The following is a 14,815-nucleotide window of genomic DNA, read 5'->3' as shown; positions in this document are numbered from 1 at the left end:
AGATTCTCAGCGCTGAGAATCTGCTTTTTTTCATGTCTGGCGTTGTGGTCTTTATGCGGTTTATCTTAGACATATTTCAATTAGTTTTTTTCTTGTGTCGTACCGTCAGGAATCGGTAGTTGAACCATACTCCCTGATCCACTGACGAGTGGTGATTTCCCGTCCCACTTCTTGACGGCTTCATATTGAATCATTTCTTTCGTCAACGTCTTCTGTAATTCTTTTTGTGCTTTTGCCAATCCTTGAGCTTCGATCAAACGCGCATCGGCTGCTCCTTTTGCTTCTACGCGAAGACGTTCTGCCTCTGCTTTAGCGATTTCAAGATCCGTTTTCTTTTTATCGAGTTCCTGCGACGCTTTGACACGCGCATCGATTGCTTCCTGTGTCTTTTCATCTGGTTTTGGTGCACCGAGTGCGACATCCTCGATGATGAACCCGATGTCCTTGACGTCTTCTGCAAACTGCGTCTGAATGCTCGTCGAGACGTTTCCTGATTTTTCACCGAACAGTTCAAGGACGGTAACTTTCGAGATTTGCTCACGAGATGCATCATAGAGTCGTTGTTTCAAGTAACCTTTGGCAATCTCATCGATTTCGATTGGTCCGAACTTGTTGAAGACTTTTGTCACCTTATCCGGCGAAACGGAGAAGCTGTATGTAAAGTCGACGACGATGTTCTTTCCGTCTTTAGTCGCAAGCGTCATGTTATCAAGCGATTTCGTCTGTGTACGGATCGGATACTCCGTCACCCGTGTGATCGGTGAAACGACATGCCAGCCTTGCGATAACGTCTCATCTTTGACACCGCTTGACGGGGTATAAACGACACCAACTTGTCCGGGTTCGATTTGTTCGACGACGAACGGCGTTGTAGCCAGCAGGGCTAATACAAGTACACCGGCGATGATCATCGATGGACGAATTTTTTTCTTCGGTTTGATTTCTCTCATTCTGAATCTCCTTTATCAATCTTTTCTTGGATATAGCGATAGAGTTCCATGCCAAGCAAAACGATGAGGGCGAAAAACAATAACGTGAAAAAGATGGCCATCTAACGCCTCCTCTAGCGAATTCCTTACTTTCTTCTACGCATCCATCTGGAAAATGTTTCATTATTTTAAATGTCCGGTTGCTTATTTTTAATTTCTGTCCTAATATGGAAAGAACTTTGCCTGCTCTACGACAGATCACGATTTGTGGTACACTCGAATGAGCACATCACTTACTAGAAACGAGGGTTCATCTCTATATGATTACAGTACAAAACGTCGGTCTTCGCTTTGCGGACCGAAAATTATTCGAAGACGTCAACATCAAGTTCACGCCAGGTAACTGTTACGGTCTGATCGGTGCGAACGGCGCTGGTAAGTCGACATTCCTGAAAATTCTCGCTGGTGACATCGAAGCACAACAAGGCGATGTCATCATCACACCAGGCGAACGCTTAGGCGTCCTTCGCCAGAATCATTATGAATACGAAGAATTCCAAGTCATCGAAACAGTCATGATGGGACACAAACGTCTCTATGAAGTCATGAAAGAAAAAGATGCCATCTATATGAAAGAAGATTTCTCAGACGAGGACGGCATGCGTGCTGCTGAACTCGAAGGTGAATTCGCTGAGATGAACGGTTGGGAAGCGGAGTCGGAAGCAGCGATGCTTCTTCAAGGACTCGGCATCAAGGAAGACCTTCACTCGAAAACGATGGCTGAGCTGACAGGATCTGAAAAAGTTAAAGTCTTGCTTGCGCAAGCGTTGTTCGGTAAACCAGACATTCTCTTACTCGATGAGCCGACGAACGGACTCGACCTGAAAGCTGTCAAATGGCTTGAAGAATTCTTGATCGGATTCGAGAACACGGTCATCGTCATTTCCCACGACCGTCACTTCTTGAACAACGTCTGTACGCACATGGCGGATCTTGATTACGGTAAGATCCAACTGTATATCGGAAACTATGATTTCTGGTATGAATCAAGTCAGCTTGCTTCGCGTATGGCAAGTGACCAAAACAAGAAAAAAGAAGAGAAGATTAAAGAACTTCAAGCCTTCATCGCACGTTTCAGCTCAAACGCCTCAAAAGCGAAACAAGCGACGTCACGGAAGAAATTGCTTGATAAAATCACACTCGACGACATTCGTCCATCGTCACGCCGTTATCCGTTCGTCGGCTTCACACCGGAACGTGAAATCGGAAATGATCTCTTGATGGTCGACGGCATCTCGAAGACGATCGATGGCGTCAAAGTCCTTGATAACGTCCGCTTCTCGTTGAACAAGACGGATAAAGTCGCGTTCATCAGCCAAAGCGATATCGCGATCACGACACTATTCAAAATCCTTATGGGTGAGATGGAACCGGATAGCGGTACGTTCAAATGGGGCGTCACGACTTCCCAGTCATACTTGCCGAAAGATAACTCGGAATTCTTCGAAGGCTCGGATAAGACGATCCTCGATTGGCTCCGTCAGTATTCACCGGCAGATGAGAGTGATACGTTCCTCCGTGGATTCCTCGGTCGGATGCTCTTCTCTGGAGAAGAAGTCATGAAAAAAGCATCTGTCTTATCCGGGGGCGAAAAAGTCCGTTGTATGCTTTCAAAAGCGATGCTCAGTGGTGCTAACGTCCTTGTACTCGACGATCCAACGAACCACTTGGATCTCGAATCGATCACGGCACTCAACGATGGTTTGATCGCTTATAAAGGCGCAATGCTCTTCAGCTCGCATGACCACCAGTTCGTCGAAACGATCGCGAACCGCATCATCGAGTTGACGCCAAACGGTATCGTCGATAAAGAAACGACATACGATGAGTATTTGAACAACGATACGATTCAACAGCAATTAACAGCGTTATACGCACAATGATTTTAAAAGAGACCGGAACTGTCGTTTCGGTCTTTTTTTTTGAACATGTTGAAGGAGGAATGCGATATGCGACATCGGGTATGCGCTGCGTTGATTGAAGAGCAACAGATCCTAATGGTCGAATTACATACCCCTTACCGGACATTTTGGACGTTACCCGGCGGAGGTGTCGCGAATGGTGAAACAAAAGAGCAAGCCATCATGCGAGAAGTGTTAGAAGAAATGCATCTTCACGTCACGGTCGAACGGAAACTTTACGAGATTTCAATGGATCAAGGAACAGAGACATGTTTTCTTGTTCGCCGTGCCTTAGATAGTCCTGAACCTCGACTCGGGATCGATCCTGAACTATCGCTTGATCAACAAGAATTACGAGCTGTTCGGTTTCGACCACTGAATGAGATGCAAAATGATTCACAGATTTCTCGTTTGCGTCTACTATCGTAACGATATAATCTTTGGATTAAATGAAAATTTAATAACCGTATTTATACTTAAAAATAGTAGTCGGTAACTAAGCATTTTGATAATCCAAAATCGCTCGATCCAGCGATAGAAAACGAGAACGTTATCAAGGTGTCGACTGCCTATCCGTTTTACCGAGTGATCATAAATCGTATACGAATCGATAAGATATGAAAAAACGGATTCCCCAGTGCGGGAATCCGTTTTTTCATGCATTGTTCTTCTTTTGTTTCGCTGCCTCTTCTTCGACACGTTGCAACAAGCCTTGAACAATTTTCTCGTTTTCTCGTTCGCCACCGAGTGACAAGAGACTTTTCCCAACGAAGTTCACTCCTTCATTTTTTCCTGTATAAATCAACAGACAACGATCGTGTCCAAGTGGTTTGAGCGTAAACGTCATCTCGATCTTGAATATTTTAGCCAATGTGAATCCAATCGTATTTTGCTTGAAGTCAGGCTCGTTCGTATAGGCTAAATCGGTCACGATATAGGTTTCGAGTCGATTACCCTGCATGTATGTTTGACGATACGTCGAACCGACGACACCCGGTTTTCGTTCAATCACCTCGTGCTGGACGACGTTTGGAATCAAACGCTGCAATCGCGTGTGATCAAACAAGTGCCATGCTTCCTCAATCGGGATATCGAGCTGTCGTTCTTCTCTCCACGTAATCATAGATCCGCCCCCTTTTCTATAGAAATACCCTGTCATCCGGTCTTGTAACGTCCGGTGACAGGGCGGGAGCAGATTCTTATTTTACTGTGCTTGTTTCAAGGGCTGCACCGAGGAACTTCGCTAGTTCGAGCATGCCGTAGCGTCCTGCAGCTGCCTCGGCATCCGAATTATAGTTCGTATTCGTATTGACGTCATACGTATAGATCGTACCTGACGCATCCTTAATGAACTCGATGCCTGCGACCGCGATTTGGTTCGCTTGGAGGAATGCTTCATACTTTTGGATGATCGGGTTATCGAAGCCTTCAACGATTTGGAACTTCATCGGTGTTTGCGGTGCTTCTTCACCGACTGGGCAGAACAAGTCGTCGATCACGCATGCATCCGCTGGGCAAAGCTCAAAACCTTCTGATGTATCGACTCGAACCGCATAGACGAACTTTCCACCTACGAACTCACAACGTGTGATGTACGGTTCTGGTGCTTGAATATACTCTTGAATCAACGTGATGCCATCGACTGGTTCGTCGAATGTCGGACCGTCGAGATAAGCTTCAAGTGCTTCAATCGAATGGAATAACTGGACGCCGAGACCTTTCCCGGCACGGTTGTGTTTCGTGATGAATGACGAAACACCGATCTCTTTTGCTGCTTGTACGATTTGATCGCGTCCGACGGCAGCCGTCGTCTTCGGTACACGAATCCCAGCCTTCCGCAACGCCGTGTATTGATTGACTTTGCTGACTTCAAGACGAAGCGCACGCGTTCCGTTAAAGACGGTCCGGTCATGCTCTTCTAACCAAGCGAGGACCCCTTCCGTCAACTCCGGCGCGTAACGATGCCCCCGCGTATGCGAAGACGCACTCATACGACTGTAAAAGACACCTTCTGGCGGCAGTTCATCTAACGGTACGATTCCTTCATTTAAGTGCCACTGCTCGTACGGCAACTTGAGTTCTTCGAGACGTTTGATGAGATGATCCGTCCATTCTTGGTTTTCGTGGAGAATATGAATTTTTGTCATGATTGTTGACCTACCTTTCGTTTCGCTTCGACCAGTGGCATTACGTCACGGGCAAAGCGTTCCATTTCTTCAAGTTGTGGTGAGAATTGTAACAAGAGCAACGTGACACCAACGGCTTCGAACGCTAGAATCCGTTCGGCAATCTGTTCTGGTGTTCCGATCAAGTTCGGTCGCAGACCACGGTTCGAGACGGAATAATCATTTCGTTCGACCTGTTGTTCGAGTTGCGATTTACTGATGAAATCTTGATAACCGGCATAACCGGCGCTGTCTTCCTTAACGTCCGTGATGCGTTGCCACTCAAGAAGCGCTTCTTCTTCCGTATCCCGACAAATGATGTAGGCAGCAAGACCGAAGCTCTCAAGCGGTGCGTGTCCCGTCGCTTCCCGGCGTATTTTCATATCATTGATTTTATGAGCTACTTCTTCAACAGTGCCTCCATGCATGACGTAGGCATCACAATGTTCGACGATCGTCCGTTTTCCGGCTTCACTCTCTCCACCAGCGTAGAGCTTAATCCCCGGACGCTGGACGGGTTTCGGATGGAGTTCTGCCTGTTCGATCGTGTAGTGATGACCGAAGAAGCTGTACGGTGACGCATCTGCCCATAGTCCTTTCATGACCGTGACGAACTCTTCCGTCCGGGCATAGCGCTCAGCATGTGCAGTAAAAATACCGTTGTATTGTTTTGCTTCTTCTGCCCACCAGGCTGAGACGACATTGAGCGTAAATCGCCCTCCACTCAACTGATCGATGTTTGCCGCCATCTTCGCCGTCGTCGCTGGATTATGGAACCCGGGACGAACCGCTGTCATGATCTCAAGGCGTTCTGTTGTTGCAGCAATCGCCGCTGCCGTTGTCCATGCCTCAAGACTCGGTTCCTTGATGCCTTTGATATCGTTCAAGTTCAATTCCGCAATCAACGTCGTCGAGAAGCCGATGCGTTCAGCTGTTTGTGCGACTTGTTTCGCATAATCGAATGTTGCTGGCATCTGTTCATCCTCGACGTTACGTAACCATCCCCCAAAAATCGGTAACCAAAAACCATACTCCACTCCATCGTCCCCCTTATCATAAAAAAACGCTCTTTTCGAAGTTCGAAAAGAGCGACGGTATCTTGTCCTGTCCGCTCTTATCTTCAGAAGGTATTCCTTCCTGGAAGTAGCACCTTCCGCCATAGCGGGGTTGCTGAAGTGTCTTCGGGCCAGTCCCTCGACTTCTCTAGATAAGATGTGTTGCATTCATCGTACAGAATTCATTGAACTAAAGCAACCATTAAACCGTCTTTTCCTATCGGATTTATTTCAAAGAAAAATCCCGACGTAGTGTCGGGATTCCGGATTAATATGGTGCGACGAAATCTGATGTTGGCTCTGGTGCTTGTTCACCACGAACACGATCATAGAATTTGGCAAGCGTGACGCTGAAGTATGGTCCAACCCATAAGACAGCAAGACCAAGTGTAACGATTACAAGTAATGCCCAACCAATGAATGATAGGAAGAGTAAGAATGCTTCCATCTTGTGACCATCCATGAGTTGGCGTGAACGCGTGATGGCCTCTAGGATACCGATCGATGGTTCATCTCGAAGGATGTAGAACGTCAACAAGTAAGAGAATGACTTGATGATACCAGGGATGATTAAGAGTAACGTCCAGAGCGCGATAAAGATGAACTGAACAATGGCCAGCCCCACCACTTTCAGGAACATACCATATGGCTCAAACAAATCCGTCACTTTCGTTTCTTCGCCACGAGCAATCGACATGGCAATCCATGTCCAACCGACTCCTACTGGAATCAATAAAATCGACACCAATGATACAACGAGATCTATACTACTAGACGGCTCATCGATATCCGATCCAAATAAATTAGGAACACCCTGAATAATACTAAACAGCAGAAAAGCTAGGACTGCAAATCCCCAACGACCGCTGAGCGACTCCTTCGCTGCTTTCTTTAATTGAGATGACATGAGTAAGGTCCTCCTTGAAAAATAAGTTCTCACCTTACTCTACGGCTTAAAATTTCTAATGTTTCACTCTTTTTTCAATAATTTCCCGTCTCGTTGCTGGTTGAGCCAAGCACGCTCAAGTTGTCGTCCACATGTTAGAACGAACGTTGAACATCGAAGCGCTTCATCGCAAACGAAATGTCATATTTTTCGTCTATGTACGCTGATATATCTCCACAGCCGGATCCTGACGCTTGTATTTCGCGACGATGACGATCAAAACCGTGATGATCACAAGCAGGAACCAAGAAGACAATTTTCCAAGATCAACGACTGCCCAGCCTCCTTCCTGATGCGGATAGACCCAGCCTTTAAAGAACGTCACGATGTTCTCCGCGATCCAAATGAAAAAGGCAATCAGTAAAAAGGATAGGACGAGCGGCATCCGGTAGATCGTCTGCTCGATCGTAAAATGAACCCATGACTTATAGAAGACAAGGACGACGAGGACCATCAATAGCCAGCGTGCATCGAAGATCCAATGGTGGGTGAAGAAGTTGAGATAGACGAGACTGCCTACGCTGATCGCAAGCCAAGGCGGTGGAAATGCTGTGAAGCGTAAATGAAATCTTCGGAACGCTTGACAGACATAACTTGCGACACTTGCATACATGAATCCTGCATACAAGGGAACACCAGCCACTTTCGTTAGAGCCTGTTCCGGATAACTCCAAGACCCAACGTTCACTTTGAACAGTTCAAGTGCTAGACCAATCACGTGAAAGAGTAAGATCAGTTTGAACTCTTCCAGCGTTTCATAACGCGTGACAAGTAAGACGATTTGGACGAGAAGACACCATAGCAACAGGAGATCGTATCGCGCGATCGGTTCAGCAGGAAGATAACGTGAAAGAGCAAGCGCTGCGAAAATCATGACGGGAAAGACGCAACAGACGGCTTCTATGTATGTAAAACGAATCAGGTGCCGGATCGCTTTCATCCTGTCATCTCCTTTTTTCTTCAGTATACGTTTCTCTTTCGACCTTCCCCTCCTTCTTAAGATGGAAAAAACGGAAAATTTCGTCTTTCTTCTTCTACTTTCCTCATGATACAGTTAACGAATCAATTATTTTTAAGAAATGAGGTGTTAGACATGACGCGTCATCGTGCTTCCTGGTTATTACGCGCTACGTTAAAGTGGGGACTCTTCCTACTCGGTTTATTTTTACTCGCTCTCGGCTCATCGATGATGATCACGGCTGAACTCGGTGTCTCGACGTGGGATGTATTACATCTTGGTCTCCAAAAGAAGACGCCGCTATCCGTCGGAACGATCATCTTGCTTGTCGGTCTATTACTCGTTTTCGTGAAGTACGCGTTAGACCGCGTCACACCGCAAATCGGAACGCTCGTCAACGCGATTTTCGTCGGTGTCTTCATGAATCTTGTTCTTGGTTCTCATCTCTTACCTTCTTTTGAGTCGATCTGGTTGAATACGCTCTGGCTGATTTTCGGTATCTTCATCATTGGGATGGGCGCTGGTCTGTATGTCGCTGTTGGATACGGGGCCGGTCCACGTGATGGGTTGACGCTGACACTTGCAGAGCAATTCGGAACGTCAATTCGTCTGATGCGGACGATCATGGAAGTCACGGCATGCGGCATCGGTTGGTTGCTTGGAGGACCTGTTTTCTTCGGTACGATCCTCTCGATTTTCCTGATCGGACCGTTCCTGCAATTTTGGTTGTTCTATTTCCGCCGGATCATTGCAGCAATTGATGCAAAAGGACTTCCAGCGTCTGAACGCCAAATTAGCTAAGTCGCCTGACTCGATATCATTCCGCGTGAATGATATCTTTTTTTATGTCAGAAGCAGATAAGTTGCGTCATCAAAATAAACACGTTATATTCGTTTACATATCAATCTTTGATACGTCAAAGGTTTCTTCGAACGAAGGGAAGGATGTGATGGATTGAGTATTTCCTGCACCGAAAAAGGACGTTTGATCTATGCACTCGTCTCCGTCAATAAGACGATTGCTCAAAAATTCGATCTCTGTACGGATGGTTTCAGTCAGACGCGAATGGACCTACTTGCTCAACTACAAGTCGATCAAACGATCAGTCAAAAAGAATTGCAAAAACGCGTCAATGTCGATCACGCGGCGGTGACCCGTCACCTCAAACACCTGGAATCGACAGGGATGATTGCTCGCGAGCGTTCAGCCGCTGACAATCGGGTGATTCTTGTTTCCTTAACGGAACAAGGGGCGACGCGCATTGCACGATTACGCGAACAAAAAGAGGAGTTCCTCGAGAACTTACTCGAAGGATTCTCTGCTGAAGAACAACGGACTTTAGCTGAGATGATTCAACGCATCGAAGCGAACGCCGAAACATTACCTAAATTAAAAGAGGAGTCGCTTTAATATGGCAACGCAAACTCAAACAGACTTCATGGAAATCGTCAAAGGACGCCGTTCGATTCGTAACTACGATACAGACGTGAAGATCTCAAAAGAAGAAATGACACAAATTCTTGAAGAAGCAACACTCGCACCTTCTTCTGTCAACATGCAACCATGGCGTTTCCTCGTCATCGATAGCGAAGAAGGCAAAGCGACACTTGCACCACTCGCGAAATTCAACCAAGTCCAAGTCGAAACATCTTCTGCTGTCATCGCCGTCTTCGGTGACATGAACGCTGTTGATCAACTCGAGAACATCTACGATACAGCTGTCGCAAAAGGGCTCATGCCACAAGAAGTACGCGATCGCCAAGTACCAGCGATCCAAGGGATGTACAGCAGCGTATCAGCAAACGACTTGAAAGACAGCATCTTGATTGACTCGGGTCTCGTCTCGATGCAATTGATGCTCGTCGCTCGTGCACACGGTTATGATACAAACCCAATCGGTGGTTACGAGAAAGATCAAATCGCGGAAGCATTCGGTCTTGAAAAAGATCGTTATGTACCGGTCATGTTGCTATCGATCGGTAAAGCGGTGGACGCTGGATATCCATCAGTTCGCCTACCAATCAACGACATCGCAGACTGGAAATAAGTTTTTTTACACTATAAAAAAAGAAAACACACACAAGGGAGATTGAATAATTATGACTACTCAAACAACAACGGACTTCATGGAAATCGTCAAAGGACGCCGCTCGATTCGTAACTACGACACGAACGTAAAAATTTCAAAAGAAGAAATGACACAAATCCTTGAAGAAGCAACACTTGCTCCATCTTCAGTTAACATGCAACCATGGCGTTTCCTCGTCATCGATAGCGAAGAAGGTAAAGCGACACTCGCACCACTCGCAAAATTCAACCAAGTTCAAGTCGAGACATCTTCTGCTGTCATCGCTGTCTTCGGTGACATGAACGCGGTCGACAGCATCGAGACAATCTACGACATGGCTGTTGAAAAAGGTCTTATGCCACAAGAAGTACGTGATCGCCAAGTACCAGCCATCAAAGGTTTCTACCGTCCAGAAGACGTTGAAACATTACGTGATAGCATCTTGATCGACTCAGGTCTCGTTTCAATGCAATTGATGCTCGTCGCTCGTGCACACGGTTACGATACAAACCCAATCGGTGGTTACGAAAAAGACCAAATCGCAGAAGCATTCGGTCTTGAAAAAGAGCGTTACCTCCCAGTCATGTTGCTTTCAATCGGTAAAGCCGTGGACGCAGGATACCCATCGGTTCGTCTACCAATCGCTGACATCGCAGAGTGGAAATAAGCGATCTCACTCAGTCCGGATTCCTTTCATAGGCATCCGGCTTTTTTGTATACTCAAAGAAAAGGAGGCGTCAGTAATGTATGATGTGACGATTATCGGAGCCGGTGTGGCAGGAATTTTCCTCGCCCATCAGCTTGTTGAAGACGGGCAACGCGTCTTACTGCTCGATGCCGGAAAACCAATCCGTGAACGAACGACAGAAGATGCGTATCTTGGATTCGCAGGGCTTGGCAAATCAGAAGGAAAGTTCAATTATGCGACAGGATTCGGCGGGGAACTCGTCTCAAAAATCGGTGAAGAGACGACACGACGACTGTTCCAAGAAGTCGATGATCTTTTATGTACATATGGTGGAGGTACAGTTGAGACCTACTCGACGCATTCCTCTACTGTAGCGTCTCGTGCCCGTCGCGCCGGTCTACATTCGGTCGAGACGACCGTCCGTCATTTAGGCACAGTACGGACAGCTGCTGTCTTCACGGCGTTTGAGGACGCCTTATTACCACGTCTCGGTGCCCGGTTCGAAACGACAATCGAGCAGATCACGAAATCAGAGCCGTTTACGATCAAAACAGCGGACGAGATCTTCGTCAGTCAACGGATCGTGTTCGCGACAGGTCGTTCAGGTGCAGACTTTACGTTGCAAAAGTTAGCGACGCTTGGTGTCACCCCACAGCGGACTCGACTTGATCTCGGGGTGCGAATCGAGACGGATGAGGCGCTATTTCGGACATTGTTACAGGAGACGTTCGAGACGAAGCTCGGTTACGACTCGCCTTACGGTCAAGCCGTCACCTATTGCATGAATCCGCGCGGACGGATCATCCGCAAATATCAAGAAGGACTCGTCATGCCGGACGGCCAAAACGTCCACGAGACGGCAGACGGCTCGACGAATCTGAACTTTACACTATTTCTCCCGCGTTATTTTTCGACGCTAGCGAAAGCGAATGCGTATGCCGCACGCATCATTGGCGGAATCAACCAAGGTGGTGATCGCATCCTCGTTCAGCGACTCAGTGATTTCCGAGCATCGCGAGCGACGGCAAACGATCAACTGAGTCGTAACACCATTGTCCCTTCCCTAACCGCGTCCCCCGGTAATTTGCATGCAGAAGTGCCTACAGAAGACCTGCTCGTCTTAGAAGGGTTTTTAGAGCGCCTTGAGCAACTCCTTGAAGTGGAACTTCCGGGAGATACGTTGCTTTACGGATTAGATGGCAAGTTTTACGCACCGATGCTCGAGACGTCAGAGACGTTTGAGACGACATGTTCCGGTGTCTATGCGATCGGGGATTGTTCCGGTGCCACACACTCGCTTGCCCAAGCAGCTGCTAGCGGACTCCATCTTGGACATGCCTTGACGCAAAACAGCCGGTCCCTCTTCGCTTAAGCGGAGAATGACCGGCTTGTCTTATTTCTTGAATGCTTCGTACACTTTCAATTGTTTCCCTTTGACCTTCGTCGTCTTCATCGCCCGGAGGACAAGCGGACCTTTCCCGTTGAGGATATCGACATACGTCAACGTATCCTGAATCGAGATGATGCCGATGTCGTCTGCTGTGACGCCTTCAATCTTCGCAATCGTTCCAACGAAGTCGACGGCACGGAGTTTTTTCTTCTTCCCACCGTTAAAGAACAATTTCATGATGTCCGCATCAAGCTGTTCCGTTTTCGAAGAACGCGTATCTTCCGTCGCCATTTTCTCTTCGAATGCATCCGCTGTTCGCATCAAGTCCTTTTCCGTTGGTGCTTGGCGACGTGTCAGTTTCCCGTGATACTGCTCGATTTCCTTTAGGCGACGTTCGTCTGCCGGTGTGACGAGACTGATTGCTTGTCCGGCTGCTCCTGCCCGCCCCGTCCGACCGGTCCGGTGAACGTAGCTTTCTCGTTCGACAGGGAGATCATACTGGATGACGTGCGTGATGTTCTCGATATCGATGCCGCGTGCTGCGACATCTGTTGCGACAAGAATTCGGAACTTCCCGGCACGGAAGGCTTTCATCGCATCGAGTCGATCGTCTTGTTCCATTCCACCGTGAATTGCTTCAACCGGATAGTCATGGGCGCGGAGACCATTTGCGACGAAATCGACATGTTCTTTCGTCCGACAGAAGATCATGCAGCGATCCGGGTTTTCAGCGACCAGGACATCTTTTAAAATGGCGAACTTCGTCTTGTCCGTCACCGGAATATAACTATGCGTAATCGTTGAGACGACGGTCTCGCCCGCTTCGATTCGTTTTGGTGCCTCCATGTAGCGGTCACTCAACTGTTCGATATCTTCTGGGAAGGTCGCAGAGAACAACAGTGTCATTCGCTCTTTTGGTAACTCGGACAAGATGGCATCGACTTGATCGAGGAAGCCCATATTCAGCATTTCATCCGCTTCATCTAAAACGACGTAACGTACTTTCTCAAGCGATAACGTGCCCCGCTCGATATGATCGCGTACACGTCCCGGTGTTCCGACGACGACGTGTGTCTTTTGTTTGAGCTCCGTGACTTGCCCGCGGAACGGTTGCTTGCCGAAGACGGCTGTCGCTTTGATCCGCTTATAGCGTCCGATGTTCATGATATCTTCTTTGACCTGCAAGGCCAGCTCACGTGTTGGCGTCAAGACTAAGACTTGTGGTTTGTTTTCTTCCCACTCGACGAGTTCACACAGTGGGATCGCAAACGATGCCGTCTTTCCGCTCCCCGTCCGTGATTTGACGATGACGTCTTTTCCGGATAATACGACGGGGATGACCGATTGTTGGACTTCGGTTGGTGTCGTGTAACCGAGTTGCTCGATTGAATCGAGAATCGGTGTGCTTAAGTTAAAATCATTGAATCGTGTACGTGTCATAGAATGTCCTCATTTCTTATCGTAAAAAAAGCTTCCCACCGAAACGATGAGAAGCCCAACGAATTATTTGGATGCTACTTTATCTTTTTTGATTTGCTTACTACGTAATTGACCACATGCCGCATCGATGTCTGTTCCGTGCTCGAGACGAACACCACAGTTCAAGCCGTTCTTTTTCAACGTATCGTAGAACGTCGTGATATCTTCAGACGTACTGCGCTGATATTGACCGTGCTCATCGACTGGATTGTACGGAATCAAGTTGACATACGTCAGGTGACGTTTGTCTTCGAACAGTTTTGCTAGTTCGACTGCGTGTTCTTTTTGGTCGTTGACGCCACGAAGCAAGATGTACTCGATCGTGATTTTACGGTTCGTCGTTTGAACGTAATAATCGATCGCTGGCATCAATTTCTCAAGCGGGATCGCCCGGTTGATTTTCATGATTTGCGTACGCAATTCATTGTTTGGTGCGTGAAGCGAGATGGCTAAGTTGACTTGGAGTTTCAAGTCAGCGAACTTGTAGATCTTGTCTGCCAAACCACTTGTTGAAACCGTGATGTGACGTGCACCGATCGCAAGACCATTGTGGTCCTTGATGACGTTCAAGAAGTCAACCATGTTGTCGAAGTTATCGAACGGTTCACCGATACCCATGACGACGACGTGGCTGACACGTTCTTCGTTACCGACTGCATCGAGGTGATGTTGGACGTTCATGATTTGCTCAACGATTTCGCCTGCTGACAAGTCGCGGCTCTTCTTGATCAGACCACTTGCACAGAAGCTACAGCCGATGTTACAGCCGACCTGTGTCGTAACACAGACAGAAAGACCGTACTTATGACGCATCAGAACCGTTTCAATCAAGTTGCCATCATATAATTTGAAAAGGAACTTGATTGTTCCGTCTGCTGATTCTTGCTTGACCGCTTCTGTCATCGAGTCAATCGTAAAACTCTGATCTAACAACTCAAGGCAATCCTTGTTGACATTCGTCATTTCCGCGAAAGTCGTGACACGTTTACGGTAGAGCCAATCCCATACTTGTTTGGCACGGAATGGTTTGTGCCCTTGATTCGATAACCATTCTGTCATCTGCTCAAGCGTTAATCCATAAATGGATGGTTTATTCATTTCGAAAGACCTCATTTCTTTTTCCAGAACTACAACATTCCTTTATCTTAGTAAAAATCAGCGCGTGACGCAACGTT

15 protein-coding genes and 1 riboswitch are annotated in these 14,815 nt (G+C 47.3%); of the genes, 7 read left to right on the top strand and 8 right to left on the bottom strand.

Going from position 1 to position 14,815, the window contains the following annotated elements:
- Positions 1-80 precede the first annotated feature (80 nt).
- Positions 81-950, bottom strand: a complete 870-nt coding sequence (locus HZS85_RS14130; protein WP_058713675.1) for a prohibitin family protein — start codon at positions 948-950, stop codon at positions 81-83.
- Positions 951-1,249: 299 nt separating this feature from the next.
- Between HZS85_RS14130 and HZS85_RS14125 the strand changes: the two genes are divergently transcribed.
- Both HZS85_RS14125 and HZS85_RS14120 read left to right on the top strand, forming a co-directional pair.
- Positions 1,250-2,872, top strand: coding sequence for an ABC-F family ATP-binding cassette domain-containing protein (locus HZS85_RS14125; RefSeq protein WP_023469778.1), 1,623 nt, complete (start codon positions 1,250-1,252; stop codon positions 2,870-2,872).
- Positions 2,873-2,938: 66 nt separating this feature from the next.
- The gene (locus HZS85_RS14120) at positions 2,939-3,319 is read left to right on the top strand and encodes an NUDIX domain-containing protein (RefSeq protein ID WP_214856588.1); all 381 of its coding nucleotides are present in this window, start codon (positions 2,939-2,941) and stop codon (positions 3,317-3,319) included.
- A 226-nt stretch (positions 3,320-3,545) separates the two neighbouring features.
- Here the strand turns inward: HZS85_RS14120 and HZS85_RS14115 are convergent, their stop codons facing one another.
- The 5 genes from HZS85_RS14115 to HZS85_RS14095 form a co-directional block, all read right to left on the bottom strand.
- The gene (locus tag HZS85_RS14115; RefSeq protein ID WP_214748837.1) at positions 3,546-4,013 is read right to left on the bottom strand and encodes an SRPBCC family protein; all 468 of its coding nucleotides are present in this window, start codon (positions 4,011-4,013) and stop codon (positions 3,546-3,548) included.
- Positions 4,014-4,089: 76 nt separating this feature from the next.
- Entirely contained in the window at positions 4,090-5,037 is a 948-nt protein-coding gene (locus tag HZS85_RS14110) for an ATP-grasp domain-containing protein (RefSeq protein WP_214856587.1), read from the bottom strand.
- Positions 5,034-6,092, bottom strand: a complete 1,059-nt coding sequence (locus tag HZS85_RS14105; RefSeq protein WP_214856586.1) for an LLM class flavin-dependent oxidoreductase — start codon at positions 6,090-6,092, stop codon at positions 5,034-5,036. Before HZS85_RS14105 ends, HZS85_RS14110 begins: the two co-directional genes overlap by 4 nt.
- A gap of 74 nt (positions 6,093-6,166) precedes the next feature.
- Positions 6,167-6,269, bottom strand: a riboswitch (SAM riboswitch).
- A gap of 109 nt (positions 6,270-6,378) precedes the next feature.
- Positions 6,379-7,017: a DUF975 family protein gene (locus HZS85_RS14100; protein WP_214748846.1), complete on the bottom strand. Its 639-nt coding sequence runs from the start codon at positions 7,015-7,017 to the stop codon at positions 6,379-6,381.
- 193 nt (positions 7,018-7,210) lie between these two features.
- Entirely contained in the window at positions 7,211-7,996 is a 786-nt protein-coding gene (locus HZS85_RS14095) for a DUF817 domain-containing protein (RefSeq protein WP_214856585.1), read from the bottom strand.
- Positions 7,997-8,149: 153 nt separating this feature from the next.
- Here HZS85_RS14095 and HZS85_RS14090 point away from each other — a divergent pair, with 153 nt between their 5' ends.
- The 5 genes from HZS85_RS14090 (at position 8,150) to HZS85_RS14070 (ending at position 12,143) form a co-directional block, all read left to right on the top strand.
- Positions 8,150-8,815, top strand: a complete 666-nt coding sequence (locus HZS85_RS14090) for a YczE/YyaS/YitT family protein (protein ID WP_214856584.1) — start codon at positions 8,150-8,152, stop codon at positions 8,813-8,815.
- Positions 8,816-8,969: 154 nt separating this feature from the next.
- Complete coding sequence (locus tag HZS85_RS14085; RefSeq protein ID WP_214856583.1) at positions 8,970-9,425, top strand: MarR family winged helix-turn-helix transcriptional regulator; 456 nt, start codon at positions 8,970-8,972, stop codon at positions 9,423-9,425.
- Between the two features lies 1 nt (position 9,426).
- Entirely contained in the window at positions 9,427-10,062 is a 636-nt protein-coding gene (locus HZS85_RS14080; RefSeq protein WP_023469789.1) for a nitroreductase family protein, read from the top strand.
- Between the two features lie 52 nt (positions 10,063-10,114).
- Complete coding sequence (locus HZS85_RS14075) at positions 10,115-10,750, top strand: nitroreductase family protein (RefSeq protein WP_023469790.1); 636 nt, start codon at positions 10,115-10,117, stop codon at positions 10,748-10,750.
- Between the two features lie 76 nt (positions 10,751-10,826).
- A complete protein-coding gene (locus HZS85_RS14070; protein WP_214856582.1) occupies positions 10,827-12,143 on the top strand; it encodes an NAD(P)/FAD-dependent oxidoreductase in 1,317 nt (438 codons plus the stop codon).
- A gap of 21 nt (positions 12,144-12,164) precedes the next feature.
- Here the strand turns inward: HZS85_RS14070 and HZS85_RS14065 are convergent, their stop codons facing one another.
- Entirely contained in the window at positions 12,165-13,601 is a 1,437-nt protein-coding gene (locus HZS85_RS14065) for a DEAD/DEAH box helicase (RefSeq protein WP_195866052.1), read from the bottom strand.
- 63 nt (positions 13,602-13,664) lie between these two features.
- The gene (gene rlmN / locus HZS85_RS14060) at positions 13,665-14,738 is read right to left on the bottom strand and encodes a dual-specificity RNA methyltransferase RlmN (RefSeq protein WP_023469793.1); all 1,074 of its coding nucleotides are present in this window, start codon (positions 14,736-14,738) and stop codon (positions 13,665-13,667) included.
- Positions 14,739-14,815: the final 77 nt, after the last annotated feature.

Source organism: Exiguobacterium sp. s130 (assembly GCF_018619055.1).
GTDB lineage: Bacteria > Bacillota > Bacilli > Exiguobacteriales > Exiguobacteriaceae > Exiguobacterium_A.
The sequence above is the reverse complement of the archived record's forward strand: the minus strand, read 5'-3'. Positions and strand labels throughout refer to the sequence as shown.

What these genes read in the sequence shown, in the direction of transcription:
- HZS85_RS14130 (WP_058713675.1), bottom strand. Translation starts at nt 950, where the DNA reads ATGAGAGAAATCAAACCGAAGAAAAAAATTCGTCCATCGATGATCATC.
- HZS85_RS14125 (WP_023469778.1), top strand. Translation starts at nt 1,250, where the DNA reads ATGATTACAGTACAAAACGTCGGTCTTCGCTTTGCGGACCGAAAATTA.
- HZS85_RS14120 (WP_214856588.1), top strand. Translation starts at nt 2,939, where the DNA reads ATGCGACATCGGGTATGCGCTGCGTTGATTGAAGAGCAACAGATCCTA.
- HZS85_RS14115 (WP_214748837.1), bottom strand. Translation starts at nt 4,013, where the DNA reads ATGATTACGTGGAGAGAAGAACGACAGCTCGATATCCCGATTGAGGAA.
- HZS85_RS14110 (WP_214856587.1), bottom strand. Translation starts at nt 5,037, where the DNA reads ATGACAAAAATTCATATTCTCCACGAAAACCAAGAATGGACGGATCAT.
- HZS85_RS14100 (WP_214748846.1), bottom strand. Translation starts at nt 7,017, where the DNA reads ATGTCATCTCAATTAAAGAAAGCAGCGAAGGAGTCGCTCAGCGGTCGT.
- HZS85_RS14095 (WP_214856585.1), bottom strand. Translation starts at nt 7,996, where the DNA reads ATGAAAGCGATCCGGCACCTGATTCGTTTTACATACATAGAAGCCGTC.
- HZS85_RS14090 (WP_214856584.1), top strand. Translation starts at nt 8,150, where the DNA reads ATGACGCGTCATCGTGCTTCCTGGTTATTACGCGCTACGTTAAAGTGG.
- HZS85_RS14080 (WP_023469789.1), top strand. Translation starts at nt 9,427, where the DNA reads ATGGCAACGCAAACTCAAACAGACTTCATGGAAATCGTCAAAGGACGC.
- HZS85_RS14075 (WP_023469790.1), top strand. Translation starts at nt 10,115, where the DNA reads ATGACTACTCAAACAACAACGGACTTCATGGAAATCGTCAAAGGACGC.
- HZS85_RS14070 (WP_214856582.1), top strand. Translation starts at nt 10,827, where the DNA reads ATGTATGATGTGACGATTATCGGAGCCGGTGTGGCAGGAATTTTCCTC.
- HZS85_RS14065 (WP_195866052.1), bottom strand. Translation starts at nt 13,601, where the DNA reads ATGACACGTACACGATTCAATGATTTTAACTTAAGCACACCGATTCTC.
- rlmN (WP_023469793.1), bottom strand. Translation starts at nt 14,738, where the DNA reads ATGAATAAACCATCCATTTATGGATTAACGCTTGAGCAGATGACAGAA.